The sequence below is a fragment of the Mesorhizobium sp. M0062 genome (assembly GCF_040323125.1).
Lineage (GTDB): Bacteria > Pseudomonadota > Alphaproteobacteria > Rhizobiales > Rhizobiaceae > Mesorhizobium.
This window is the reverse complement of record NZ_JAMYUO010000017.1, coordinates 51,264-76,975: the sequence shown is the minus strand read 5'-3', so window position 1 is coordinate 76,975 and position 25,712 is coordinate 51,264. Positions and strand designations below refer to the sequence as shown.

General features: G+C 64.1%; 23 protein-coding genes. 13 read left to right on the top strand and 10 right to left on the bottom strand.

Features of this window, described 5'->3' with window-relative positions; translation table 11 throughout:
• The gene (locus tag NKJ64_RS20150) at window positions 1–930 is read left to right on the top strand and encodes an electron transfer flavoprotein subunit alpha/FixB family protein (protein ID WP_023685323.1); all 930 of its coding nucleotides are present in this window, start codon (window positions 1–3) and stop codon (window positions 928–930) included.
• Between the two features lie 120 nt (window positions 931–1,050).
• Complete coding sequence (locus NKJ64_RS20145) at window positions 1,051–1,929, top strand: 3-hydroxybutyryl-CoA dehydrogenase (protein WP_023671668.1); 879 nt, start codon at window positions 1,051–1,053, stop codon at window positions 1,927–1,929.
• A 27-nt stretch (window positions 1,930–1,956) separates the two neighbouring features.
• On the opposite strand, the gene NKJ64_RS20140 is transcribed toward NKJ64_RS20145, so the two are convergent.
• The 3 genes from NKJ64_RS20140 to NKJ64_RS20130 all read right to left on the bottom strand — a co-directional run bounded on the left by NKJ64_RS20140 (window position 1,957) and on the right by NKJ64_RS20130 (window position 5,285).
• Window positions 1,957–3,882: a PAS domain S-box protein gene (locus NKJ64_RS20140; protein WP_352463211.1), complete on the bottom strand. Its 1,926-nt coding sequence runs from the start codon at window positions 3,880–3,882 to the stop codon at window positions 1,957–1,959.
• Window positions 3,883–4,093: 211 nt separating this feature from the next.
• On the bottom strand, window positions 4,094–4,732 hold the full coding sequence (locus NKJ64_RS20135) for an NrsF family protein (RefSeq protein ID WP_023671666.1): 639 nt from the start codon (window positions 4,730–4,732) through the stop codon (window positions 4,094–4,096).
• A 1-nt stretch (window position 4,733) separates the two neighbouring features.
• Window positions 4,734–5,285, bottom strand: coding sequence for a sigma-70 family RNA polymerase sigma factor (locus NKJ64_RS20130; RefSeq protein WP_023685326.1), 552 nt, complete (start codon window positions 5,283–5,285; stop codon window positions 4,734–4,736).
• Window positions 5,286–5,489: 204 nt separating this feature from the next.
• On the opposite strand from NKJ64_RS20130, the gene NKJ64_RS20125 reads away from it, so the two are divergent.
• The 3 genes from NKJ64_RS20125 to NKJ64_RS20115 all read left to right on the top strand — a co-directional run bounded on the left by NKJ64_RS20125 (window position 5,490) and on the right by NKJ64_RS20115 (window position 9,302).
• Window positions 5,490–6,497 carry an iron ABC transporter substrate-binding protein gene (locus NKJ64_RS20125; protein ID WP_023685327.1) on the top strand — a complete coding sequence of 336 codons (1,008 nt, stop codon included), beginning with the start codon at window positions 5,490–5,492 and terminating at the stop codon, window positions 6,495–6,497.
• A gap of 154 nt (window positions 6,498–6,651) precedes the next feature.
• Window positions 6,652–8,223 (top strand): ABC transporter permease, encoded by a 1,572-nt coding sequence (locus NKJ64_RS20120; RefSeq protein WP_352463210.1) that lies wholly within the window; start codon window positions 6,652–6,654, stop codon window positions 8,221–8,223.
• The gene (locus NKJ64_RS20115) at window positions 8,220–9,302 is read left to right on the top strand and encodes an ABC transporter ATP-binding protein (RefSeq protein WP_352463209.1); all 1,083 of its coding nucleotides are present in this window, start codon (window positions 8,220–8,222) and stop codon (window positions 9,300–9,302) included. Before NKJ64_RS20120 ends, NKJ64_RS20115 begins: the two co-directional genes overlap by 4 nt.
• A 35-nt stretch (window positions 9,303–9,337) precedes the next feature.
• Here NKJ64_RS20115 and NKJ64_RS20110 read toward each other — a convergent pair whose 3' ends face one another.
• The 4 genes from NKJ64_RS20110 to ugpB form a co-directional block, all read right to left on the bottom strand.
• On the bottom strand, window positions 9,338–10,399 hold the full coding sequence (locus NKJ64_RS20110; protein ID WP_023673333.1) for a sn-glycerol-3-phosphate import ATP-binding protein UgpC: 1,062 nt from the start codon (window positions 10,397–10,399) through the stop codon (window positions 9,338–9,340).
• 7 nt (window positions 10,400–10,406) lie between these two features.
• The gene (gene ugpE / locus NKJ64_RS20105) at window positions 10,407–11,255 is read right to left on the bottom strand and encodes a sn-glycerol-3-phosphate ABC transporter permease UgpE (protein WP_023694018.1); all 849 of its coding nucleotides are present in this window, start codon (window positions 11,253–11,255) and stop codon (window positions 10,407–10,409) included.
• Window positions 11,256–11,264: 9 nt separating this feature from the next.
• Complete coding sequence (gene ugpA / locus NKJ64_RS20100; RefSeq protein ID WP_352463221.1) at window positions 11,265–12,149, bottom strand: sn-glycerol-3-phosphate ABC transporter permease UgpA; 885 nt, start codon at window positions 12,147–12,149, stop codon at window positions 11,265–11,267.
• 71 nt (window positions 12,150–12,220) lie between these two features.
• Window positions 12,221–13,531 (bottom strand): sn-glycerol-3-phosphate ABC transporter substrate-binding protein UgpB, encoded by a 1,311-nt coding sequence (gene ugpB, locus NKJ64_RS20095; protein WP_023685331.1) that lies wholly within the window; start codon window positions 13,529–13,531, stop codon window positions 12,221–12,223.
• 185 nt (window positions 13,532–13,716) lie between these two features.
• On the opposite strand from ugpB, the gene NKJ64_RS20090 reads away from it, so the two are divergent.
• Together NKJ64_RS20090 and NKJ64_RS20085 are read left to right on the top strand one after the other, a co-directional pair.
• Window positions 13,717–13,863, top strand: coding sequence for a hypothetical protein (locus tag NKJ64_RS20090; protein ID WP_023685332.1), 147 nt, complete (start codon window positions 13,717–13,719; stop codon window positions 13,861–13,863).
• 147 nt (window positions 13,864–14,010) lie between these two features.
• Entirely contained in the window at window positions 14,011–16,458 is a 2,448-nt protein-coding gene (locus NKJ64_RS20085; RefSeq protein ID WP_352463208.1) for a bifunctional diguanylate cyclase/phosphodiesterase, read from the top strand.
• A 99-nt stretch (window positions 16,459–16,557) separates the two neighbouring features.
• Here the strand turns inward: NKJ64_RS20085 and tlpA are convergent, their stop codons facing one another.
• Window positions 16,558–17,250 carry a thiol:disulfide interchange protein TlpA gene (gene tlpA / locus NKJ64_RS20080; RefSeq protein ID WP_352463207.1) on the bottom strand — a complete coding sequence of 231 codons (693 nt, stop codon included), beginning with the start codon at window positions 17,248–17,250 and terminating at the stop codon, window positions 16,558–16,560.
• 34 nt (window positions 17,251–17,284) lie between these two features.
• Here tlpA and argH point away from each other — a divergent pair, with 34 nt between their 5' ends.
• From argH to lysA, 3 genes are all read left to right on the top strand, one after another.
• Window positions 17,285–18,685, top strand: coding sequence for an argininosuccinate lyase (argH, locus tag NKJ64_RS20075; protein ID WP_352463206.1), 1,401 nt, complete (start codon window positions 17,285–17,287; stop codon window positions 18,683–18,685).
• A 68-nt stretch (window positions 18,686–18,753) separates the two neighbouring features.
• Window positions 18,754–18,960 carry a hypothetical protein gene (locus tag NKJ64_RS20070; protein ID WP_023673325.1) on the top strand — a complete coding sequence of 69 codons (207 nt, stop codon included), beginning with the start codon at window positions 18,754–18,756 and terminating at the stop codon, window positions 18,958–18,960.
• 80 nt (window positions 18,961–19,040) lie between these two features.
• Window positions 19,041–20,309: a diaminopimelate decarboxylase gene (lysA, locus tag NKJ64_RS20065; protein ID WP_352463205.1), complete on the top strand. Its 1,269-nt coding sequence runs from the start codon at window positions 19,041–19,043 to the stop codon at window positions 20,307–20,309.
• Between the two features lie 20 nt (window positions 20,310–20,329).
• On the opposite strand, the gene NKJ64_RS20060 is transcribed toward lysA, so the two are convergent.
• Window positions 20,330–20,632 carry an ArsR/SmtB family transcription factor gene (locus NKJ64_RS20060; RefSeq protein ID WP_023694025.1) on the bottom strand — a complete coding sequence of 101 codons (303 nt, stop codon included), beginning with the start codon at window positions 20,630–20,632 and terminating at the stop codon, window positions 20,330–20,332.
• A gap of 50 nt (window positions 20,633–20,682) precedes the next feature.
• Between NKJ64_RS20060 and NKJ64_RS20055 the strand changes: the two genes are divergently transcribed.
• The 3 genes from NKJ64_RS20055 (at window position 20,683) to NKJ64_RS20045 (ending at window position 24,762) form a co-directional block, all read left to right on the top strand.
• Entirely contained in the window at window positions 20,683–21,624 is a 942-nt protein-coding gene (locus tag NKJ64_RS20055) for a threonine/serine dehydratase (RefSeq protein WP_352463204.1), read from the top strand.
• A gap of 136 nt (window positions 21,625–21,760) precedes the next feature.
• Window positions 21,761–24,349 (top strand): TIGR02302 family protein, encoded by a 2,589-nt coding sequence (locus NKJ64_RS20050; protein WP_023711721.1) that lies wholly within the window; start codon window positions 21,761–21,763, stop codon window positions 24,347–24,349.
• A gap of 41 nt (window positions 24,350–24,390) precedes the next feature.
• Window positions 24,391–24,762, top strand: coding sequence for a glyoxalase superfamily protein (locus NKJ64_RS20045; RefSeq protein WP_023685340.1), 372 nt, complete (start codon window positions 24,391–24,393; stop codon window positions 24,760–24,762).
• Here the strand turns inward: NKJ64_RS20045 and NKJ64_RS20040 are convergent.
• Window positions 24,759–25,622: a LysR family transcriptional regulator gene (locus NKJ64_RS20040; protein WP_023698713.1), complete on the bottom strand. Its 864-nt coding sequence runs from the start codon at window positions 25,620–25,622 to the stop codon at window positions 24,759–24,761. The two genes, NKJ64_RS20045 and NKJ64_RS20040, sit on opposite strands and share 4 nt — an antisense overlap.
• Window positions 25,623–25,712 lie beyond the last annotated feature (90 nt).

Genomic DNA, 25,712 nt, shown 5'->3' with positions numbered 1-25,712 from the left:
ATGACCATTCTCCTCATCGCAGAACACGACAACGCCAGCCTTTCCGACCAGACCGCGAAGGCGCTCTCGGCGGCGCTGCAGATCGGTTCGGACGTGCATGTGCTGGTCGCCGGCAAAGGCGCCAAGGGCGCGGCCGACGCCGCTGCCAAGCTCGAGGGCGTGAGCAAGGTGCTGCTGGCCGAGGCCGACGAACTGGCCGAGCGCCTCGCCGAACCGCTCGCCGCACTCGTTGTCTCGCTGGCCGGCGCCTACGACACCATAATCGCGCCGGCGACCTCGTCGGGCAAGAATGTCGCGCCGCGCGTGGCGGCCCTGCTCGATGTCGCGCAAGTCTCCGAGATCATCGAAGTGGTTTCACCAGACACGTTCAAACGGCCGATCTATGCCGGCAACGCCATCCAGACGGTGCAGTCGAGCGACGCCAAGAAGGTCATCACCGTGCGCACCGCCTCCTTCCAGGCTGCCCCGGAGGGCGGCTCGGCAGCTGTCGAGACGGTCAAGGCCGCGGCCAATCCCGGCCTCTCCACTTTCGTCGAGAACAAACTCTCGGAAACCGACCGTCCGGAACTGACCTCGGCCAAGATCATCATTTCGGGCGGCCGCGCGCTCGGCTCCTCGGAAAAGTTCCAGGAAGTCATCCTGCCGGTCGCCGACAAGCTCGGTGCAGCCGTCGGCGCCTCGCGCGCTGCCGTCGACGCCGGCTACGCCCCGAATGATTGGCAGGTCGGCCAGACCGGCAAGGTCGTGGCGCCTGACCTCTATATTGCCGTCGGTATTTCCGGCGCCATCCAGCACCTTGCCGGCATGAAGGATTCGAAGGTCATCGTCGCCATCAACAAGGACGAGGAGGCGCCGATCTTCCAGGTTGCCGATTATGGCCTCGTCGGCGACCTGTTCGTCATCCTGCCGGAACTGCAAAAGGCGCTTTGACGCTTTCTGCCAAAGCGTATTAAATTGTGAAAGGGTGGGGTAGACGAAGCTGCCCCACCCTTTTAGTTTGCACTGCACAAAAAGCAGGCCGCAAAGGCCTTTTCGACGGGATCGCTGCAAATGGCCAAGATCGAGACGATCGGCATCATCGGCGCCGGCCAGATGGGCGGCGGCATCGCGCATGTATCAGCACTTTCGGGTTTCAAGGTGCTGATCTACGACGTCTCGCCCGACCGTATCGAGAAGGGTATTGCCACGGTCAGCGGCAACATGGCCCGCCAGGTCGGCTCCGGCAAGCTTGAGGAAAAGCTGCGTAACGAAGCGATGGCGCGCATTTCCGCAGCCCCCACCATGGCTGATCTCGCCGGTGCCGATCTGGTGATCGAGGCGGCGACCGAGGACGAGACGGTCAAGCGCAAGATTTACGCGCAGCTCTGTCCCCAGCTCAACCCGGAAGCCATTCTGGCGACCAACACCTCGTCGATTTCGATCACCCGGCTTGCGGCGCAGACCGACCGTCCCGAGCGTTTTATCGGCATACATTTCATGAACCCCGTGCCGCTAATGAAGCTGGTCGAACTGGTGCGCGGCATCGCTACCGAGGATCAGACCTTCGAGGCGGCCAAGGCCTATGTGAAACAGCTCGACAAGACGATCACCGTCTCTGAAGATTTTCCGGCCTTCATCGTCAACCGCATTCTGTTGCCGATGATCAACGAGGCGATCTACACGCTCTATGAGGGGGTCGGCTCGGTCGATGCCATCGACACCGCCATGCGGCTCGGCGCCAACCATCCGATGGGACCGCTGCAGCTCGCCGATTTCATCGGCCTCGACACCTGCCTGTCGATCATGCAGGTGCTGCATGACGGCCTGTCGGATTCGAAATATCGCCCCTGCCCGCTGCTGGTGAAATATGTCGAGGCCGGCTGGCTCGGCCGCAAGACCGGGCGCGGCTTCTACGACTATCGCGGCGAGCATCCGGTTCCGACGCGCTAACCACCAGAACGAAAGTTCCGTGCTCCCTCAGGACGCCGCTGCAAGCGGCGGCTCTGCTTGGCCTCTTGACCCGGTATCGTCAGGCGCCACGGAAACACAGCCGCGGCCGGCGGCCTTGGCCGCATAGCAGGCAGCATCGGCCCGGGCGATGATCTCGTCGACTTCACCGCTGTTGCTGTGGATTGGCGCCAGCCCGATGCTGGCATCGATCGCATGCGGCCGGCCGTCCCAGCTGAACTGCAGGCCGCGGATGGCGTCGATGACCGAGCGTGCGGCAATCCTGGCGCCGGCGCTCGGCCCGGCTTTCAGGATGACCGCGAATTCGTCGCCGCCGAGGCGGGCCACGATATCCTCCGGCCCAAGCGCACCGCGAATGGCCTCGGCAACCCGCTTCAGCAAGGCGTCGCCGGCGGCGTGCCCGCCAGTGTCGTTGACCAGCTTGAAATGGTCTAGATCGATGAACATGAAATGATGTTCGCCCGCCGGCCTGGCTGTGCCGGCCTTGCGGCTCCGGTCGACCACTTCCTCCATGGTGCGGATAAAGCTCGAACGGTTGGCAAGGCCAGTCAGCGCATCATGCGCCGCGGCATAGGCGAGCTGGCGCTGCAAGGCGCGCGCATCGGTGAAGTCCTGGAAGACAATGACAAGACCGCAGAACTCCTGGCGGTCGTTCATGATCGGCGACACCACCTGGCGGATGCTGCAGCGTGTGTCGTCGCGACGGATGAGGACGGCGCGACTGTTCTGGTCGACAGGGCTGGCGCTGCCGAGCGCCGGCCGCGTCATGCCGATCCTTTGCCCGGTTTCTTCGTCCACCGCCCAGTACACATGGCCAAGGGTCTTGCCGAGCGCCTCCGCGCCAACCACGCCGGTGAGCTTTTCGGCGACCGGGTTCATGAAGGTGATGCGGTTGGCGGCATCGGTGCAGATGACGGCGTCGCCGATCGACTGCAGCGTCACCCTCAGCCGCTCCTTCTCGTCGGCCAGCATTGCCGCCGATACGATGAGGCTTTCCTCGGTTTGCTTGCGCTGGGTGATGTCGGTCAGGCTGCCGATGGCCCTGACCAGCCGTCCGTCGTTGTCGCGTTCGAGCGTCTTGCCGCGGTCGAGGATCCAGACCCAGTGGCCATCCTTGTGGCGCATCCGGAACTCGGCTTCGAAGAACGGTGTCCTGCCCTCCAGATGGGCACGATCGGCTTCGGCGACGTTTTCGCGATCGTCGGGGTGGATCATCGCCAGCCAGCGGTCGGGGTCGCCGTCCAGTTCGCCATCGGCATAGCCCAGCATCTTCACCCAGGTGGCGGAGTAGGTGGTGCCGCCCTTCCGCATATCAAGATCCCAGACGCCTTGTCCGGCGCTGGCCAGGGCAAAATTCCAGCGCGTTTCGGCTTCGGCTATGCGCGCCTCGGATTGCTTGCGCGCATCGATATCCTCGATCTGGGAGACCAGGTAGAGCGGGCTCCCGCTCTTCTCGTCGCGAATGACGGAACCGGCAAGATGGGCCCATACCGGCGTGCCGTCCTTCCTGAGGTAGCGCTTTTCGAAGTGGAAGGCGTTGACGGTGCCCGCCCGCATGCCGTCCATCGTCTCACGGCCGATCTGCACATCGTCGGGATGGGTGATCTGGAAGAAGGTCAGCGCCTCGATCTCCTGCTTGCTATAGCCGAGCATGGCGGCGAAGGCCGGGTTGGTTTCATGGATGCGGCCGTCGAGGCCGACAATGGCGATGCCGATCGCCGAATCCTCCATGGCGCGGCGGAAACGCTGCTCGCTTTCGGCGATCTGCCGGCGGTCGTCCAGTATCCGGTAAATGAACAGGGAGGCGAGAATCAGCGCAACGGCGGCGACCGGCACCGATATCTGCAGGCAGAGTTTCAGCACTTCGGCGCTGACATCGAGCCGCGACAGCAGGAGCGCGACCACGGCAGCGCAAAGCCCTCCGGCCGCAAGCACCAAAGCCACCTGACTGTCAGCCCGCAGGCTTTTTCGCTCTCGTCGCATCACTGTGCATGCCACCCCATGCGCAACACATTTCTGCAAAAAACACTGGATGATCGATTTTAAGGAAAGGTTGCGCCGGAGCCACCGGCAACACGGTGAACCCGCAAACAATTCCCGGCATGATTAAGGATCGGTGATTATTGGGCGATCTTGAACGGCCCGGTCACCAGCGCACGAAGAACCGTCCCCCGAGCGCGCCCAGACCGGCGAGGACGGCGATGGCGAGCGTGTACCAGGTGGCGACGAAAAGCGGCGAATCGTCGAAGCAGTGCGCGGCGTAGAAGGTCGCCGCCAGGCCGCCGGCGAGCAGTCCCGCGACCGCCCCGGCCAACACCGGCCGCGTCGGCGCGCCATAGCGCAGCATCCACAGGAAGACGGCAAGCGGGCCGATGCCGATCAGCGGGATGAAGCCCATGCAGATCATCATGTTGGAGCCGACCATGCGCGTGCTCCACATCGGCTCCGGCACCATGAACAGTTCGAGAGCCACCGCCACGGCCACCAGCAGCGGCGCCGCCAGCATCCAGGCCGCGGCTCTTGCCGTCGAAGCGCCCGGCGTCGACAACGCCCGGACCAGGCCAAAGGCGGTGACGGCGAGCACGATGGTGAACACGAACTTCGCCAGGAACCGCATCGTGTGCATGGCGGTCATGATGTCGGGACGCGGGCCGATGGTGAGAAAGAAGACCAGAGCCGCGATCACCGCCGCGGCTGCCGCCGCCATCAACCAGGCCGAGCGCAGCGGCATCGCCTTGCTGCTTGTGTCGGCGTCGAGTGCCTTGATGAGATCCTCCGTCCTCATGTCACTGCCGCCCGAAGCGCCCCTGCCCAAATCGCTTGGCGATCGCGGCAAGCCCGCGATGCAGCGACACCCGCACCGCCGTCTCGCTGACGCCGAGCGTGGCCGCCGTCTCGCCGATGGAGCGGCCGTCGACCGAGATCGAAGAAACGACGGAACGCTGCGCAGCCGGCAGTCCGTCCAGCGCCCGGTTGATGTCGCGTTCGCTGACGGTCTCGGTTTCCGGCTCGGCAAAGGTCTCGGCGATCTCGTCGATCTCGATTTCGATGCGCCGTCCGCGCCGCCGGAAAGCATCGATCAGCTTGAAGCGGGCTATCGCATAGATCCATGGCAACACCGGCGCGTCCTGGCGCCAGGTATGCCGTTTCACATGAATGGCCAGCAAGGTTTCCTGCACAACATCCTCGGGATCGACCCCGCCCTGTACGATCTTGCGCCTCGCAAAGCCGCGAACCAGCGCAGCGATCCGGTGCAAAAAGTCGGCGTAGGCCCTTTCATCTCCCGCGATCGCGGCCCGCATCAGCCGGGAAAGCTCGGCCTCATCCTTGCCGCTCACAAGAGTTCACTCCCCGATCTTCGCGCCTCGGCACCGATTTGTTACGTGTCCGGCGAAATGATGTCCAAGCCAAAGTGCCGCAAAATCACGAAAGTTTGCGGGAGCGGCGACCGATTGAAGCAGCCGAGCAATGTTGACTACTGCTGTCAGGTATCGATAGGTGCAGCCTGCGAAACCAGAACCACCGAGATTGAGGATGACGCCATGAGATACACGCTCTCCACCCTAGCGGGGGCCACAGCGCTGGCCGTGAGCATGATCGCCGGGCCGGCGATGGCCGCGGATGCCGGCATCATCGTCTACAACGCCCAGCATGAGAGCCTGGCCAAGGAATGGGTCGAAGGTTTCACCAAGGAAACCGGCATCAAGGTCACGCTGCGCAATGGCGGCGACAGCGATTTCTCCAACCAGATCGTCGCCGAGGGCGCTTCTTCGCCGGCCGACGTGTTCCTGACCGAAAACTCGCCGGCGATGACCCTGGTCGAAGCGGCGGGCCTTTTCGCGCCGGTCGACGCCGACACGCTGGCGCAAGTCCCGGCCGAATTCCAGCCGAGCAGCGGCAGATGGGTGGGTGTCGCGGCGCGCAGCACCGTCTTTGCCTACAACAAAACCAAGCTCACGGCCGAAAAGCTGCCCAAATCGATGCTCGATCTCGCCGATCCGAGCTGGAAAGGCCGCTGGGCAGCCTCGCCTTCCGGCGCCGATTTTCAGGCCATCGTCAGCGCGTTGCTCGAGCTCAAGGGCGAAGCCGCAACCGCCGACTGGCTGAAGGCCATGAAGGAGAATTTCACCGCCTACAAGGGCAACGGCACGGTGATGAAGGCGGTCAATGCCGGCGAGATCGAAGGCGGAATCATCTACCACTATTACTATTTCGGCGATCAGGCAAAGACCGGCGAAAACAGCAAGAACGTCGAACTGCATTATTTCAAGAACCAGGATCCCGGCGCTTTCGTCTCGATCTCCGGCGGCGGCGTGCTCGCCTCGAGCAAACACCCGAAGGAAGCCCAGGCGTTCCTCAAATGGGTGACCGGGAAAGGCGGCCAGGACGTGCTGAAGACCGGCACGTCCTTCGAATACGCTATCGGCAAGGACGCGCAGTCCAATCCCAAGCTGGTGCCGCTGGCCGACCTGCAGGCGCCGAAGGTCGATCCGGCGACACTGAACTCCAAAAAGGTGACGGACCTGATGACGGCAGCCGGCTTGCTTTAGGCTGGGTTCGTCCTAAAAGGGCAACGATTGCGCTCCTGCCGGACTTTCGGCAGGAGCGCTCTGTTTTCGAGATGGCATTGTCCATGACAACACATTGCGTTTCCGGCCGCGCCTGCGGCGCCCCCGCCCCGGCAGCAGTGGCGCGGTCGAGCTGATGCAAACTGCGGTCGATCTCGCACGTTCAGGCCAGACAGTCGGGCGGTCCCGCCGGAAGCCCATGTCCTGGATCGCGCTTGCCGCCATAATTGTCTCGCTGCTGTCGCTGCTGCCGCTGGCGTTCATCATCTGGATCGGTGTGCAGATCGGCTGGGACACTGCTTCGGCCCTGGTCTTCCGGCCGCGCGTCGGCGAACTTCTGGTCAACACCGTGCTTCTGGTGGCGCTCACCGTGCCGATCGCCACCGTGCTGTCGGTGACGCTGGCATGGCTGACCGAGCGCAGCGACCTGCCCGGCGCCCGGCTGTGGGCTTGGCTGTCGGTGGCGCCGCTCGCCATCCCCGCCTTCGTGCATTCCTACGCCTGGATCACCATGGTGCCGACCTTGCACGGCCTGTGGGCCGGCGTGCTGGTCTCGGTTCTCGCCTATTTCCCGTTCCTCTATCTGCCGCTGGCGGCGGCTCTGCGCCGGCTCGATCCTGCTTTGGAGGACGCAGCCGCAGCACTCGGCCTTGGACCATGGCGGGTGTTTTGGCGTGTCGTGCTGCCGCAGCTGAGACTGGCCATTTGCGGCGGCGCGCTGCTGGTCGGCCTGCATCTGCTGGCCGAATACGGCCTCTACGTCTTCATCCGTTTCGACACTTTCACCACGGCGATCGTCGACCAGTTCCAGTCGACCTTCAACGGCCCCGCCGCCAACATGCTGGCCGGCGTCCTGGTGACATGCTGCTTCGTGCTGCTCGCTCTGGAGGTGCTGGTGCGCGGCGAAGAGCGCTATGCCCGCGTCGGCTCAGGCGCGGCGCGCCACCGGCAGCGCTCGAGGCTCGGGCGCGCCACGCTGGCTTGCCTGGCTCTGCCTGCCGTCACCACGCTGCTCGCCATCGGCGTGCCCTTCGTCACCATCGGCCGCTGGCTGGTCGCCGGCGGCGCCGATGTCTGGCGTTTGGACGAGATCGGCCTGGCGCTGGGCCAGACGCTGTTCCTGGCGCTGGCCGGCGCCCTGCTTGCAACCATCGCCGCCATGCCGATGGCCTGGATCTCGATCCGCGCGCCGGGGCCGCTGCAGCGGCTGCTCGAAGGCTGCAACTACATTGTCGGTTCGCTGCCCGGCGTGGTCATCGCGCTGGCTTTGGTCACCATTACCGTGCGCATCGCCATGCCGTTCTACCAGACGCTGTTCACAATCCTGGTCGCCTATGCCCTGATGTTCCTGCCGCGCGCCTTGATCAGCCTCAGGGCCTCGATCGCACAGGCGCCGGTCGAGCTCGAACGTGCCGCCGCCAGCCTTGGCCGGCCTCCGCTGAAAGCGCTGTGGTCGACAACGATCCGCCTGTCGGCGCCGGGCGCGGCGGCCGGCATGGCGCTGGTCGCGCTCGGCATCATGAACGAGCTGACCGCCACCCAGATGCTGGCGCCCAACGGCACGCGCACGCTGGCCATGGCGTTCTGGTCCTATAGCGGCGAGATCGACTATGCGTCGGCCGCCCCTTACGCCTTCATCATGGTGGCGATGTCGCTGCCGCTGACCTGGCTGCTCTATGTCCAGTCGAAACGGATGGCCGGGCGATGAGCTTTCTCGAAATCAGCGGCCTTACCAAGCAGTATGGCCCGGTGGCCGCCCTTGCCGGGGTCGACCTCAGCGCCGCCAGCGGCAGTCGCACCGCCATCGTCGGCCCGTCCGGCTGCGGCAAGACCACCTTGCTGCGGCTGATCGCCGGCTTCGAGGCGCCGGACCAGGGCCGCGTCGTGCTCGACGGCGAAGTGCTGGCCAATGGCGGCCATGCGGTGCCGGCGTATCGCCGCGGCATCGGCCTGGTGGCGCAGGACGGCGCCCTGTTCCCGCATCTCAGCATCGGCGACAATATCGGCTTCGGCATGGCCCGCGGCGAGGACCAGCGCGCCGAGCGCATCGCCGAGCTCGCCTATACCGTTGGGCTCGACAAGGCGATCCTCAAACGCCGTCCGCATCAGCTTTCCGGCGGCCAGCAGCAGCGTGTGGCGCTGGCGCGCGCCATGGCGATGAAGCCCAGGCTGATGTTGCTCGACGAGCCGTTCTCGGCGCTCGACACGGGGCTGCGCGCCTCGATGCGCAAGGCGGTCGCCGAACTACTCGAAGCCGCCGGCATCACCACCATCCTGGTCACCCACGACCAGGCCGAGGCGCTGTCCTTCGCCAGCCAGGTGGCGGTCATGCGCGACGGAAAGTTCTCTCAGATCGGCACACCGCGAGAACTCTATCTGCAGCCGAAAGACCGCATGGTTGCCGAGTTTCTTGGCGACGCCATCATCTTGCCGGCAAAGATTTCAGGCGGCTTCGCCACCTCCTCGCTTGGTCGCATAGCCGTCGACTCGAAGGAGCGGCGCGACATCGCCCGCATCATGCTGCGACCGGAGCAGGTGCAGGTAAAGCGCACGTCGCGCGAAGGCATGTCGGGTCCTGCGGGCACGATATTCGCCGAGGTGACGGACTCGGAATTCGCAGGCTCGATGTGCACCATTGCCGTGCGGCTGTTGAACAACCCCGATCCGCCGGACGCCGCGGCGATCGGCAGCACACCGCTGACCTTACGCAAGCCGGGAATCGACGCGCCTTCCGTCGGCGAGATCGTGCGCCTGACAGTTTCCGGCAAGGCGCATGTCTTCGCCTGAACTGCCGATGCGTCGGATTGGCGCGAGCGGCTGCGTCAATCGACTCGTTTCCCAGCATTGTCGAACCAATGCAGCTTCTCGGCCCTGGCCACGACGCGCAGTTGATCGCCGGGTTTGGCCGTGGCGCGGCCGGCCACACGCACGACGATGCGGTTGCCGCCGGCGGCACAGTGAAGAAAGCTTTCGGCTCCCACAGGTTCGACCGCCTCGACCGCCGCAGGCAGAATAAGCGCGCCGGATGATGCCTCGGCACTGAAGGTGACGTCGGCATCCTCAGGGCGGAAGCCAAGCGTGGCGGCGTTCGTAGGCGCGAAGTCAACCGTCTTGCCGTCGGTCAGCGCCGGACCAGCCGGTCCTTGCGAAAGAGGCAGAAGGTTCATCGGCGGCGCTCCGATGAAGGAGGCGACGAAGGTCGATGCCGGCTTCTCGTAGATGTCGAGCGGCGCGCCCGTCTGCTCGACCAACCCGCCATTCATGACGACGAGAATATCGGCCAGCGTCATCGCCTCAAGCTGGTCGTGGGTGACGTAGACCGAGGTGACACCGAGCGAGCGCTGCAAATTCTTGATTTCGACCCGCATCTGGCCGCGCAGTTTGGCGTCGAGGTTGGAAAGCGGTTCGTCGAACAGGAAGACTTTTGGATTGCGCACGATTGCGCGACCCATGGCCACGCGCTGGCGCTGGCCGCCGGAAAGCTCGCGCGGGCGCCGGTCGAGCAGCGCCGTGAGCTCCAGCACCTTGGCGGTCGAGCGAACCCTGCTGTCGATCTCGTCCTTGGGAGTACCCCGGTTGCGCAACCCGTAGGCCATGTTGTCGTAGACCTTCATATGTGGATAGAGCGCATAGTTCTGGAACACCATGGCGATGTCGCGCTCGGTCGGACCGATCGTGTTGACGATCTTGCCGTCGATGGCGACGGTGCCGGAAGAAATGGTCTCAAGCCCGGCGATCATCCGCAGCAGCGTGGACTTGCCGCAGCCGGACGGCCCAACCAGCACGCAAAGCTCCTTGTCGGGAATGGCGATCGAGACACCCCTCACCGCCTCGACGCCGCCGGGATAGACTTTCTTCACATCCTTCAGATCGATGGTCGCCATCAGCTTCTCACTTTTCGGTATCGACCAGTCCGCGCACGAACCAGCGTTGCATCAGCACCACGATCAGGATCGGCGGCAGTATGGCCAGCATCGCGGTGACCATGACCAGATGCCATTGGGTATCGGCATCGGCGAAGGAGACCATCTTTCTAAGTGCGATGACGATGGTGTTCATGTCATTGCTGTTGGTGACGAGCAGCGGCCACAGGTACTGCGTCCAGCCATAAATGAAGAGGATGACGAACAGCGCCGCGATGTTGGTGCGCGACAGCGGCAGCAGGATGTCGAAAAAGAATCGCCATGGTCCGGCGCCGTCGACACGCGCCGCTTCCACCAACTCACCTGGGATGGTCATGAAGAACTGGCGAAACAGAAGCGTGGCGGTGGCCGAGGCGATCAGCGGAATGATCAGGCCGGCATAGGTGTCGATCATGCCGAGATCGACCATCACCTTGTAGGTCGGCAGGATGCGCACCTCGACGGGAAGCATCAGCGTGATGAAGATCAGCCAGAAGAAGACCATCCGAAGCGGAAAACGGAAGAACACGATCGCATAGGCCGAAAGGATCGAGATGAAAATCTTCCCCACCGCGATGCCGAGCGCCATGATCGTGGTGTTGAGCAGCAATCGGCCGACACTGACGCCGCCGATGCGGCCGACACCGCCGAACAGCGCCTCGCTGTAATTGTTCCAGACCTGGTCGCCGGGCAAAAGAGGCAATGGCGGCTTGAGGATGGTCTGCAGCGTCTGCGTGGAGGCAACGAAGGTGTAGTAGATCGGGAAAGCGACGATCAGGATGCCCAGGATGAGCACGGCGTGGGCGATGAGGGCGCGAAGCGGGGACTGACCAATCATCGCTCGCGCTCAACCGTAGTGGACTTTGCGTTCCACATAGCGGAACTGGATGGCCGTGAGTGAGATGACGATGACCATCAGGATGACCGACTGCGCGGCCGAATCGCCGAGGATCAAATTGACGAAACCGTCATTGTAGACCTTGTAGACCAGCGTCTCGGTGGCCTTGCCTGGCCCGCCGCCGGTGACGGCATGAACGATACCGAAAGTGTCGAACAGCGCATAGACAGTGTTGACGACCAGCAGGAAGAAGGTCGTCGGCGCGAGCAGCGGGAAAACGATGGTCCAGAAGCGCTTCGTCTCCCCGGCGCCGTCCATGGCCGCCGCCTCTATCAACGTCTTCGGCACTGCCTGCAGCCCGGCGACGAAGAACAGGAAATTGTAGCTGATCTGCTTCCAGGCAGCCGCGGACACCAGCAGGATCATGGCTTGGTTGCCGTTGAGCAAGGGATCCCAGGCGATGCCGAGACCTCTCAAGGCGTAGGCCAGCGAACCGATCGAGGGGTTGAACAGAAACAGCCACAACATGCCGGCAACCGCCGGCGCCACCGCATACGGCCAGATCAGCAGCGTGCGATAGAGGCCTTTGCCGCGCACCACCTTCTCGGCCATGACGGCAAGCAACAGGGCCACACCCATGGCGACGATCGCGGTCGCCAGAGAGAACACCAGCGTGACTTTGATCGAGTTGAGGTAGGCCGGGTCGGCCAGCACCTTGCGAAAGTTGGCGAGCCCGACGAACTTGCTCTTCAGCCCGAACGGGTCTTCCCTAAGCATCGACTGGTAGAGCGCCTGCCCGGTCGGCCAGTAGAAAAAGATCAGCGTAATGGCGAGTTGCGGCGCCACCAGCAGGTAAGGCAGGGTCTTGTTGGGGAAGACGACGCGTGGAGACAGGGTGATTCCCTCGCTATTCAGGAAATCGTCCACGCGGGTCCGCGTGGACGAGGTTCAACTGACAAATCGCTTCAGTTTCCGATCGCTTCCTGAATCGCCTTGTTGCCGCGTGCGACCGCGTTGTCGAGCGCCTGCTGCGCAGTCTGCTGGCCGGCCAGCATCTTCTCGAACTCCTCATTCTCGATGTCGCGCACCTGCGGCAGGTTGACGAGGCGCACGCCCTTCGAGTTCTCGGTCGGCGCCTTGCCCAGCATCTGCAGGATCGGCGTCTCACGGCCCGGGTTCTTGTCATAGAAGCCGGACTTCTTGGTCGCCTCATAGGCAGCGAGCGTCACCGGCAGATAACCCGACTTCTGGTGCAGATACTCCTGCACTTCGGTCTTGGACAGGTAGGAGAAGAACGCCGCGACGCCCTTGTATTCCTCGTCCGATTTGTTGCCGAACACCCACAGGCTGGCGCCGCCCGGCGTGGTGTTCTGGGGCGCGCCCTTGGCGTCACTATCATAGGGAAGCTGGCCGATGCCGTAGTTCATGCCCGACTTGACGATGTCACCGAGACCCCCCGACGATTCGGTGAAGATGCCGCATTCTCCGGCAAGAAAGATCTGCTTGGCTTCGGATGTACGGCCGCCATATTTGAAGGTGCCGTCCTTGGCCAGGTCGGCGAGCGCCTGGAAATGATTGACGAAGATCGGCGCATTGATCTTGAGCTCGACGTCGGTTCCGGCAAGTCCGTTCTGGTTGGTGCCATAGGAAACGTCGTTCCAGGCCGCGAAGGCCTCAAGGTGGATCCAGGTCAACCACGTCGAGGTATAGCCGCAGGAAGCGGCGCCGCTCGCCTTGATCTTCTTGGCGGCTTCCCACACCTCGTTCCAGGTCTTTGGCGGGTTGTTCACATCAAGCCCGGCCTTCTGGAAAATATCCTTGTTGTAGTAGAGGATGGGCGACGAGGAATTATAGGGGAAGGACAGCATGGTCCCGTCCGGCTTCGAATAGTAACCGACGATGCCGGGCAAATACTGGCTCTTGTCGAAGGTCACGCCGGCGCTGGTCAGCACATCGGCCACCGGTTTGATCGCACCTTCGGCTGCCATCATGACGCCGGTACCCACGTCGAACACCTGGATGATGTCGGGCGCTTGCCCCGCACGAAAGGCAGCGATGCCGGCATTCAGCGTTTCGGGATAGGTGCCCTTGAAAACAGGGAGAATTTCATAGTCGCTCTGGCTGGCATTGAAATCCTTGGCGATCTTGTCGACCACCTCGGCATTCGCGCCGGTCATGGCATGCCACCAACTGATCTGGGTGGCGGCGAAGGCGGAGGTGGTGGAAAGCAGGGTCAAGGTGGCGGCAACACCGGCCGCAAAGCCGAACAACTTCATGTTTCATCTCCCGTTTGTCATTGGCGAAAGGGGCGCTCCCGCGAACGCAATATGTGTCGCTGATGACAATCGGACAACGGATTTGTTGCTGTTTCGTGAATTTCATACCCGGCTAACTTCGCGCCCCCTCGCCTTGCAACGAGGACAGAGAGAAATGCCAAGCCGGCTCAGCGATAGAATGGGGCATGGTGGGCCTGCAAGGATCGCCGACCGCCCAGCGATGCGTGAAGGGCCCGCGTGACAGCGCCACGCACCTGCACCGTGCGGCCGCCAAACCGGCGCTCGGCCAGATCGAGATCGGCCGAGCGGCATCGCGCCAGGCGCTGCTGTAACCGTGCGTCTGGAATGAGACAGGATCGCCGCAACATACAACCCGAAAAACCCGCTGTAGTTGTAGTTCCCATAACCGATTCTTCGTCAAGCGTGGCATACTAATCAAGTGGACGGCTTGATTGCTGTGGGAGAGCAGGTGGGGCGAGATGCTGACGGTCTATAATTGTATCGTGCATGAGCACGATCTGAGACTGGTCGCACTGGCAGCGCTCATTTGCGGTATTTCTTCCTTCTCGGCGGTCAACCTGCTTCGCCATGTCGACCGCTCGAGCGAGCGCAACCGCTATACCTGGCTGATGATAGCAGCCACTTCCACCGGCTTCGGTATCTGGGCGACGCATTTCATCGCAATGCTTGCATTTTCTCCCGGAATCCCCAACGCCTACAATACGGAAATGTCGGCGCTTTCGCTCGCCGGTTCCGTCGCCCTGACCGCCGCGGGCATGTGGATCGCCACCTTGCGCCGGGGCATCGACTACCCTCTGGTCGGCGGCGCGGTACTCGGCGCCGGTATCGCCGCCATGCACTATATCGGCATGGCCGCCTTCGAGGTCGAAGGGCGCATCGTCTGGAACCCGCTGCTGGTCGGCGTCTCGGTGCTGACAGGCGTCACCCTCGCCGCGCTGGCGCTGCTGGTCGTGTTGCGACGGCCGTCCATGCAGGCCACAATCGCCGCCGCCATCCTGTTGACGCTGGCGATCTGCAGCCTGCACTTCATCGCGATGGGCGCGGTGTCGATCTTCCCGGACTCCTCCATCGAGATATCGCAGTTCACGGTCGAACCGATGTCGCAGGCCTTCGCCGCCGCTGCAGTCAGCATGGCTATCCTGGTGCTTTCAGCCGCAGCATTGTGGATCGACCTTCGCTTCCGGCGTCACAAGCTCGAGGCCGAGCGCATGCACGGCCTCGCCAACGCCGCCGTCGAGGGGCTGATCGTCTGCGACGGCGCCCGCATCGTCAGCGCCAATGACAGCATCGCCGCGCTAACCGGCATGGCGCCGGAAGTGCTGAACGCGATGCTGCTTGGCGACCTCTTCGGCGAACGCACCGCGGCCGGCATGTCCGACTGCAGCGGACAGGCACAGGAAGCGGAGCTCAGAGCCCATGACGGCGCCACCATCCCCGTCGAACTTATCGCCAGGAGCATCGACTATTGCGGCAAGCGGCACAGCGTTGTCGCCGTGCGCGATATCCGCGAACGCAGGAAGGCCGAGCAGGAGATACTGCGCCTCGCCCATTTCGACCCGCTGACCGGGCTCCCCAACCGCCGCAGTTTCTCCGGCCGGCTCGAGGCCGAAATTGCCGCAATGGACCGCGGCGGCAAGGGCGGGCATCTTGCGCTGCTGCTGCTAGACCTCGACCGCTTCAAGGAAGTGAACGACCTGTTCGGGCACGGCGCCGGCGATGCCATGCTGCAGAAGGTGGCGCTATGCGCCTCCGCCGTGCTCCGCCACGGACAGATGCTGGCGCGTCTCGGCGGCGACGAGTTCGCCATCATCGCTCCGAACCTCCCCGATCCGCAGGCGGCCGGCCGCATCGCCGAGGCGGTGCTGGCGGCCATGCGCGAGGAAAACCGGCTGTCGGTCGGTGGCGGGCTGGTGTCGGCCAGCATCGGCATTGCACTTTATCCGCTCGACGCCGATGAGCCGACACTCCTGGTCAGCCACGCCGACACCGCGCTCTACCGCGCCAAGGCCGAGGGCAAGGACACCTACCGTTACTTCGAGGCCTCGATGGGCGCCGAGGCGCGAGACCGGCGCGTGATGGAGCACGAACTGCGCCAGGCCATGGCGCGCGATGAGTTTCGCCTCGTCTACCAGCCACAAAAGGAGATCAGCAGCGGGCGGATGGTCGGGTTCGAAGCGCTGATCCGCTGGCGCCATCCGCAGCGCGGCGACGTGTCGCCGGCGACCTTCATCCCGGTGGCCGAAGACAGCGGCGTCATCATCCAGATCGGCGAATGGGTGCTGGCGACGGCCTGCGCCGAGGCTGCGCGCTGGAAGAACCCTCTCACCGTCGCGGTCAATGTCTCGGCGGTGCAGCTCCACAATCCGAATTTCAGCCGCAAGGTGCATGAAGTCCTGCTCGGCTCCGGCCTGACGCCCGGCAGGCTCGAACTCGAGATCACCGAAACGGCGCTGGTCAAGGACATGCCGCGCGCGCTGGCGACCTTGCGCCAGGTGAAGGCGCTTGGCGTGCGTGTGGCGATGGACGATTTCGGAACCGGCTACTCCTCGCTGTCCAATCTCCGCGCCTTCCCCTTCGACAAGATCAAGATCGACGGCTCATTCATCAAATCAGTCGACAGCAACGGCCAGGTGGCAGCCATCGTGCGCGCCGTTCTGGGGCTTGGCCGCGGTCTCGGCCTGCCGGTTTTGGCCGAGGGCGTCGAGACGCTGGGCGAGCTGAAATTCCTCGACGCCGAGGCCTGCGAGATCGGCCAGGGCTACTATCTAGGCCGGCCGAGCCCGATCGAGGCGTTCAGCGAACTGACCGGCGTCGCGGCGCCGGCGGCACAAGAGGACGCCAGCGTCAAACAACGCGGCGGCAGCATCTTGATGCTGCCGCCGGCGGCGGCCCTGCGCTCAGCCTAGAGCAATTTCAGGAAAAGTGTGAAACGGTTTTCCGTCCGAAATTGCGTCGAAACAAAAAAGTTAGCGCGGGTAGCCGTTTCGACGAAACGGTGAACCGCTCTAAGGGGCGAGTGCGGCCTCGACCAGGCGCTTGGCATCCGGTCCCGACCATTCCGCCGGTCCGTTCATATGCGCGACCAGGCAGCCTTCGCCATCGATCAGCATGGTGACGGGGAGGCCTAGCGCCAAGCCACGCGTCTTGACGTCGTTGAACAGCGCCAGCGTCGAATCGCGGTAGTAGCCGAGCGACCCGATGCCGATATCGGCGAGGAACTTCTTCGGCTTCACATCGTCGCCGGCATCGACATTGACCGCGACCACTTCGAAGGCATCGCTGCCCTTTTCCTTCTGCAGCGTATCGAGCGCCGGCATTTCGGCGCGGCAGGGCGCGCACCACGTCGCCCACAGGTTGAGCAGCACGGTCTTGCCGACATGATCGGCGATCGTCATCGGCTTGCCGTCTGGGCCGTTGAAGGCGAGGCTTTTCAGCGATTGCGGCGGATCGGCGGGCAGCAATGCCGCCACCTGGCCGGTGGCCGCGGCGGCAACCTTTTTGGCGCGGTCGCTCTTGGCGGCGCAGGCGACGTCGTCCTTGCTGTTGCCCGCGCCGGCCGCAGGTGCGCTGCCGGTGGCTGCGTTGTTGCCAGACCCGCTCTCGCTGACATATACCGCGACCACGCCGGCCAGCACCCCCGCCAGCAAAGCGGCGAGGATCAGGCGCGGGGCCGGGAAGTATCTGCTACCGTCTGCCATTTTCTAAGACTGCTCCGGAGCACGGGTTATAGCGATGAGCGACAAGAAGGCCAGCAACCAGATGTGGGGCGGACGTTTTGCCTCGGGTCCGGCCGCGATCATGGAAGCGATCAACGCGTCGATTTCGTTCGACCGCAAACTCTATGCGCAAGACATAAGAGGTTCGATCGCCCACAGCGAGATGCTGGCTGAAACGGGCATTATTTCGGCGGCCGATCAAGAAAAGATCGCTCACGGGCTGAACACGATCCTGAAAGAGATCGAGGCCGGCACGTTCGAGTTCTCGACCCGGCTGGAAGACATTCACATGAACATCGAGGCCCGCCTCGCCGATCTGATCGGCCCGGCCGCCGGCCGCCTGCACACGGCGCGGTCACGCAACGACCAGGTGGCGGTGGATCTCCGGCTCTGGGTCAAGGACGAGTGCTTTCGCGTCGCCGAGGCGCTGAAGGGGCTGATCTCAGCCTTGCTCGATCGCGCCGAGGAGCATGCGGCGACCGTGATGCCCGGCTTCACCCACATGCAGGCGGCGCAGCCGGTGACCTTCGGCCACCATTGCATGGCCTATGTCGAGATGTTTTCGCGCGACCTGTCGCGCGTCCGCGACGCCATCGAGCGGATGGATGAAAGCCCGCTCGGCGCGGCAGCGCTTGCCGGCACCAGTTTTCCGATCGATCGCCACAAGACCGCCAAGGCGCTCGGCTTCCGCGAGCCGATGCGCAATTCGTTGGACAGCGTCTCCGACCGCGATTTCGCGCTGGAGTTTTTGAGCCTGGTGGCGATCTCCGCCACGCATCTGTCGCGGCTCGCCGAAGAAATCATCATCTGGTCGACGCCGCAATTCGGCTTTGTCAGACTGTCGGACAGTTTCTCCACCGGCTCCTCAATCATGCCGCAGAAGAAGAACCCGGACGCCGCCGAACTGGTGCGCGGCAAGACCGGCCGCGTCACCGGCCATCTCGTCGGGCTGCTGACCGTGATGAAGGGCATGCCGCTGACCTACGGCAAGGACATGCAGGAAGACAAGGAATCGGTCTTCGACGCTGCCGAAACACTCGATTTGATGCTGGCTGCGATGACGGGCATGGTGCGCGACATGACGGTCAATGCCGCCGCCATGAAAAAAGCCGCCGGCTCGGGCCACGCGACCGCGACCGACCTCGCCGACTGGCTGGTGCGCGCGCTGGGCCTTCCCTTCCGTGAGGCACACCATGTCACCGGCCGCGCGGTGGCGGTGGCCGAAGAGAAGAAGGTGAGCCTTGAAAAGCTGTCGCTGGAAGATCTGCAGTCGATCAACCCCGGCATCACGGCAGACATCTTCTCGGTTCTGGCGGTGCAGAATTCGGTGAAGAGCCGCACCAGTTTCGGCGGCACGGCGCCGTCGGAGGTCAGGAAGCAGATCCGCAGCTGGAAAAAGCGCATCGCCAAGGCATGATGCCGGGGTGCAATGCGCCTAAAACTCGGTTAAAAGCGCAGCACATAAAGTTTCGGACGGATGGATCGATGACCGCAAGCAGGATTTTGGTGACGCTGACGCTGCTGACGGCGATGGCTGCCGTGACCGCTTGCGGCCGTAAGGCCGGTCTCGACACGCCCTATGAAGCGGCCGTCCAGGCCCGCAAGGACGCCGAGCGCGCCAAACAGCCGGTGCCGCCGGAGCCGGAAAAACCGGTCGTGGACAAGAAATTCATCCTCGACCCGCTGATCTAGAGCCGATGAGACCGGCTTGGTCTTTCTGACCAGGTCTCGTGCTAACCAGGTCTCGTGCTCCAACTTCCGGAAACACTCTCGTGAACCATTTCGATTACCGCGACGGCGTGCTCCATGCCGAGGACGTGGCGATACCAGACATCGCCGCAAGCGTCGGCACGCCGTTCTATTGTTATTCGGCGGCAACCTTGACGAGGCACTACCGGGTGTTCTCCGGGGCCTTTGCCGGGCTCGACACGCTGGTCTGTTACGCCTTGAAGGCGAATTCCAACCAGGCGGTGCTGCGGACGCTGGCAAAGCTCGGCGCCGGCGCCGATACCGTCTCGGAAGGCGAAATGCGCCGCGCGCTCGCCGCCGGAATCCCGGCCAACAAGATCGTGTTTTCCGGTGTCGGCAAGACCGCGCGCGAGATGGATTTCGCGCTCGAGGCCGGCATTCTCTGTTTCAATGTCGAATCCGAGCCGGAGCTTGAATTGCTGTCGGCCCGCGCCACCGCGCTCGGCAAGGTGGCGCCGGTGTCGCTGCGCATCAACCCGGATGTCGACGCCAGGACGCACAGGAAGATCTCCACCGGCAAGGCCGAGAACAAGTTCGGCATTCCCTGGCAACGGGCGCGCCAGGTCTATGCCCGCGCGGCCGGTTTGCCGGGCACCAAGCCCATCGGCATCGATACCCATATCGGCAGCCAGATCACCGAGTTGCAGCCCTTTGACGATGCTTTCGCGCTTCTGGCGGAACTGGTCGGCGCGCTGCGCGCCGATGGCCACGCCGTCGAGCATGTCGATCTCGGCGGCGGCCTCGGCATCCCCTACCGCACCGACAACAGCCCGCCGCCTCTGCCCGATGCCTATGCCGAGATCGTCAGGAAGCACCTGACAAAGCTTGGAGTGAAGGTGATGTTCGAGCCGGGCCGGCTGATCGTCGGCAATGCCGGCATCCTGGTCTCGGAAGCGATCTTCGTGAAGGAAGGCGACGCCAAGAACTTCCTCGTCGTCGACGCCGCCATGAACGATCTGATCCGGCCGACGCTCTACGATGCCTTCCACGACATCAAGCCGGTGGTGCAGCCGCCGGCCGACACGCCGCGCATGGCGGTCGACGTCGTCGGCCCGGTCTGCGAGACCGGCGACTATCTCGGCCTCGACCGTGACTTGCCCCGGCTCAAGTCTGGCGACCTCATTGCCGTCACCACCGCCGGCGCCTATGGCGCGGTGCAATCCGGCACCTACAACACCCGCCTACTTGTGCCTGAGGTTCTGGTCGACGGCGACCGTTTCCATGTCGTACGCCGGCGCCAGACCTATGACGAGCTTATCGGCCTGGATTCGGTGCCCGACTGGCTTGCATAGGAGCCGCCACGGCGGCTGCGCTACAGCCGGTTTTGGATGAGCATCCTTGTGTCGGCGATCCTGTCCTCGTCGCGGCGGTAGAACGTCCATTGCTTGATGCGCTTGGGCCGCAGCAGGCCGGCCTGGGTAAGCACGCGCATATGTTCGGAGAGCGTCGCCTGAGTAATGCCGAGCTTCTCCGCGATCAGCAGCGCGCAAACGCCGTCCTCGACCAGATCGCCGTCTGCCTGGGCCGGGAAATGGGCCTGCGGATCCTTCAGCCAGTCGAGGATCTGCAGCCTGCGTTCATTGGCGATCGCCTTGAAGACATCAACCTCTTGCATTTAGCCATTTTGCCAAGTTACTAATTGCTGTCAATCCCAAGGAGATGGTCATGACGAACGGCAACACCGTCACGCGCGAACGCATTGCCGCGATGGAACCGCGCATCCGCCGCTATATCAGGCACACGCCGGTGCTGCGCGTCGACATGGCCGATTTCGACCGGCCGCCGCTGGCGGTCGACCTCAAGCTCGAATGCCTGCAGCATTCCGGTTCGTTCAAGGCGCGCGGCGCCTTCACCAATCTGCTCGAACGGCCGGTGCCTGCGGCCGGCGTGGTTGCGGCTTCGGGCGGCAATCACGGCGCCGCAGTCGCCTATGCCGCCATGCGGCTTGGCCACAAGGCGACGATCTTCGTTCCCGAAGTCAGCCCGGCGGCCAAGCTGCAGCGCATCCGCGGCTACGGCGCCGAACTGATCGTCGGCGGCGCCCGCTATGCCGAGGCGCTGGCCGCCAGCGAGGCTTTTGCCGAAAAGACCGGCGCGCTGCAGATCCATGCCTTCAACCAGGAGGAAACATTGGTCGGCCAAGGCACGCTCGGCCTCGAAATCGAAACCGATCTGCCCGACATCGACACGCTGCTGGTCGCTGTCGGCGGCGGCGGCCTGATCGGCGGCATCGCCGCCTGGTTTGCCGGCCGCATCAGGATCATCGCCATCGAGCCCGAAGGCGCGCCGACGCTGCATCGCGCCTTCGAAGCCGGCCACCCCGTCGATGCGCCCGCCGAAGGCGTTGCCGCCGATTCGCTGGCGCCCAAACGCGTCGGCGAGATGATGTTCCCGATCGCCGAGGCTTTTGTCGAGCGCTCCATTCTGGTCACCGACGACGCCATCATTGCCGCGCAGAAGGCGCTGTGGGAGCGGGTGCGGATCATCGCCGAGCCGGGTGGCGCCGCAGCCTTTGCGGCTCTCTTGTCCGGCCGCTACACACCGGCGCGGGGCGAGCGGATTGCCGTCCTTGTCTGCGGCTCGAATACCGATCCGGCGAAATTCTAAACCTTGCTTCGACTGAAGTGGGACGCAAACCCGTCAAAGCTTTTCAAGTTTTCCGGAACCGCCTCGCCTTTGCCGTGTTTGCTGGTAAACTTCTGCTTGTTGAGTCCGGGCTATCCCGCCCGGGCAGGAAGGGCCGATGACGGAACGCCCCATTTCCAGTGGCGATCGCAGCCTGGCCGGGCGGCTTGCCCTGAGCCGGCTGGCGACACGGGTCTCGATGACGGTCGAGCGCGGCTGGCCGCTGCTTCTGCCGCTGCTCATCATCGCCAGCCTGTTTCTCAGCCTCTCCTGGCTCGGCCTTTTCCCCCGGCTGCCTGACATTGCGCGCATTATCCTGGTCACTGCGTTCGGTATTGCCACGCTGGCGGCGCTCTATCCGCTGCGTTTCTTCAAGCTTCCATCCGCCGCTGAAATCGACCGCCGTATCGAGGCCGCCAACCAGCTGCAGCACAGCCCGGTGCTGGTGCAGACCGACCGTCCCAGCGGCAAGGAAAGCATCTTTTCCCAGGCGTTGTGGCGCGAACACCAAAAGCGCATGGCCGATAAGCTCGGCAGCCTTGGCGCCGACCTGCCGCGTACCCGCGTGCCGGAGCGCGATCCGTGGGCATTGCGTGCCGTGGCGGCGCTGCTGTTGGTCACCGCTTTTGCCTTTTCCTTCGGACCGTCCGGCGGCAGGCTGTCCGATGGTTTCAGTGCCCATGCGGCGCGCGACATCGTACCGCCGCGCATCGATGCCTGGGTGACCCCGCCGGCCTATACCGGCAAGCCGCCCATCTTCTTGACCGCGCCAGTCATCGATGGCAACGCCAAGCAGGCGGTTGCCACCTTCACCGTGCCGCAAGGCAGCGACGTCTCGCTGCGCGTGACCGGCGGCTCCGGCGAGGAAACGCTAAGCTTTGCCGACAAGGGCGGCAATGCTCGCGCCATCGACCCGTCGGGACCACAGGTGGCGGCCGTCAAGGCAGCGGCGGTCAACCCCGCGACCCCCAAGCTGCGCCAGTTCACCGGCAAGCTGACCGCCGACGGGACACTGACGCTGAAGTCGGGCGAAGCCGATCTCGGTCGCTGGGCCTTCGCGGTGATCCCCGACAAGCCGCCGACGATCCGCTTCGTCGGCGAGCCCAAGCGCGCCGTCAACGGCGCCTTCGAGCTCAACTACCAGATCGACGACGACTATGGCGCGGCCACCGCCAAGGCGGTTTTCGCGCTGGCCGATCCGGCGGCGCCCGATGCGCATCCGCTCTACGGCCCGCCTGACCTGCCGCTGGCGCTGCCGCGCCGCGGCGGCAAGGCGAACGCCGCCAAGACCACCAAGGACCTCACCGAGCACGTCTGGGCCGGCGCCAGCATCAAGCTGTCGCTTGTCGCCACCGACGATGCCGGACACACCGCGACCAGCGAAACCAAGACTATTGTGATGCCGGAGCGGCCCTTCGCCAACCCGCTGGCGCGGGCCGTGGTCGAGCAGCGCCGCCTACTGGCGCTCGACGCCAATGCCAAGCCGCGCGTGCTCGACCTGATGGACGCCATCACGCTGCGGCCCGAGGACACGTTCGACAACATGTCGCATTACCTCGCCATCATGAGCGCCCGCAGCCGGCTGAAGATGTCGGACAGCGACGATCAGTTGCGCAACGAGGTTGCCTATCTCTGGGAAATCGCGCTCGGCATCGAGGAAGGCAATCTCTCGTCCGCCGAAAAGCGGCTCCGCCAAGCCCAGCAGGCGCTGCAGGACGCCATCAAGCGCGGCGCCAGCGACGAAGAGATCGAAAAGGCGATGAAGGAACTGCGCGAGGCGATGAACGAATTCCTGCAGGAATTCGCCGAGCGCGCCAAGCAGAACCCGAACGCGCCGCAGATGCAACAGAATGGTCGCGAGCTGCGTCAGAGTGATATCGACCGCATGATGGACCAGATCGAGAACCTGGCGAAGTCGGGCGACCGCGACAAGGCGCAGGAGCTGCTGTCGCAGCTGGAAAACATGATGAACAACCTGCAGGCCGGCCGTCAGCAGCAGGGCGGCGAGCAGGACAGCGAGATGCGCCAGCAGATGGACAAGCTGGGCGAGATCATGCGCCGCCAGCAGGAGATGATGAACGACACCTACCGCATGGACCAGATGCAGCGCGGAGATAATCAGCAGCCCGGCGAAGGCAATGGCGACGACCCGGACCAGCCGGGCGTCGGCAAGGATCGCGATCCTCTCGCCCGGCCGAAGTCGATGACACCGCAGGAATTCGCCGATGCGATGAAGCAGCTGCAGGAAGGCCAGGGCCAGTTGCAGAGCGAACTCGACAAGCTGAAGAAGGGCTTGGAAGGCATGGGCATGCAACCCAATGAGGGGTTTGGCGACGCTGGCAAATCCATGGGCAATGCCGAAAAGTCGCTTGGCGAAGGCGAAGGCGACCAAGCAGTCGGCCACCAGGGTCGCGCGCTGGAAGCGCTGCGCAAGGGCGCCAAGGAGATGATGAAGCAGCTGCAGGCGATGCAGGGGGACCAGGGCGGCAGCCAGGAAGGCGGCCGCCAACAGGACGCCGGCCGCGATCCGCTGGGCCGACCGCGCGCCAGCCGCGGACCCGATTTCGGCGATTCGGTGAAGGTGCCCGACGAGATCGACGTGCAGCGCGCCCGCCAGATTCTCGAGGCGATTCGCAAGCGGCTCGGCAACGCGCTCAGCCCCGACATCGAGCGCAGCTACCTCGAGCGGCTGCTGGAGCTGAAGTAGCCTCCAAGGCAACATCCGTCGAACTGAATGGTATCAGCGCCATGCCGAAACTCGGTGCCGTCACGCCCATCCTGCGCATCTTCGACATCGCCAAGGCACGCGAATTCTATGTCGACTTTCTCGGCTTCAAGGTCGAGTTCGAGCACCGCTTCGACGACAATGCGCCGCTCTACATGGGTGTAATCCGCGACGGCTGTGTCCTGCATCTGAGCGAACATCATGGCGACGGCGCGCCGGGTATAGCCATGCGCATCAAGGTCGAGGACATCGCGGCATTGCATCGCGAACTGATCGGCAAGAGATACCGCTACGCCCGGCCGGGCCTCGAAACCACGTCGTGGCAGACCCGTGAAGTGTCGGTCGGCGACCCCTTCGGCAATCGCCTGCATTTCTACGAGGATGCAACAGACTAAGCCGGCCGGTTGACGAACGCCTCGCGGATCGCCTCCTGCATGCCGTCGATAGCTTCGCCTGAGGCATTTGGGCTGCGGTGCATCACCACATTCGAGGAATCGATATGGCCGAACCCGTCAGCGGCGGTGAGTTCACGACAGCCATCCGGAATATTGCTGTGCGAGATCGGCGCGATCGCCAGGCCAGAGGTGACGGCGAGCTTCAGGCCGCCGGTGGTGTCGCTGGTATAGGCGACACGGTAGGCCAGCCCACGCTGCTCAAGCGATTTGATGGCAAAGTCCTTGCACCAGCCGGCCCGGTTGTAGAGCGCGATCGGCACCGGCCGCTCCTCATGCATGTGATGCAGGCTCGATGTCACCCACACGGTCGGATCGTGCATCAGCACCTCGCCGCCGGAAGGATCCTGCCATTCGAACACCACGGCGAGGTCGAGTTCACCGGCCGCCAACGCTGCCAGCTGGGCGCCCGAATGTGCATAGCGCACGGTGACCTCGACCTTGGTGTGACGCTTCGAGAAGGCGCCGAGCGCGCGCGACAGGATGGCGTGACCATATTCCTCGGGAATGCCGATGCGCACAGGCCCGCCAAGCGGTGCCGCCGCCATCGATGCCGCCGTCTCGTCGAGCAGAGAGACGATGCGGCGGGCATTGACGATCAGCTCGCCGCCACGGCGCGTCAGCGCCACGCCGCGCGAGCCGCGTTCGAACAGGCTGTCGCCGACCAGCTCCTCGAGCTTCTTCATCTGCATCGACACCGCCGACTGGGTGCGCCCGGCCTGCTCCGCCGCCCGGGTGAAATTGCCCGCTTCGGCAATGGCGACGAAGGTGCGCAGGAGATCGCTGTCGAGGGGTGGCCGCATCGAATCCGTCATAAGCAAATTTGATCGCTGGTATCATTCCAATTCGTTTGCAACATGTCAAACGCCCCAGCATAGTCCGCTCGCCCATTG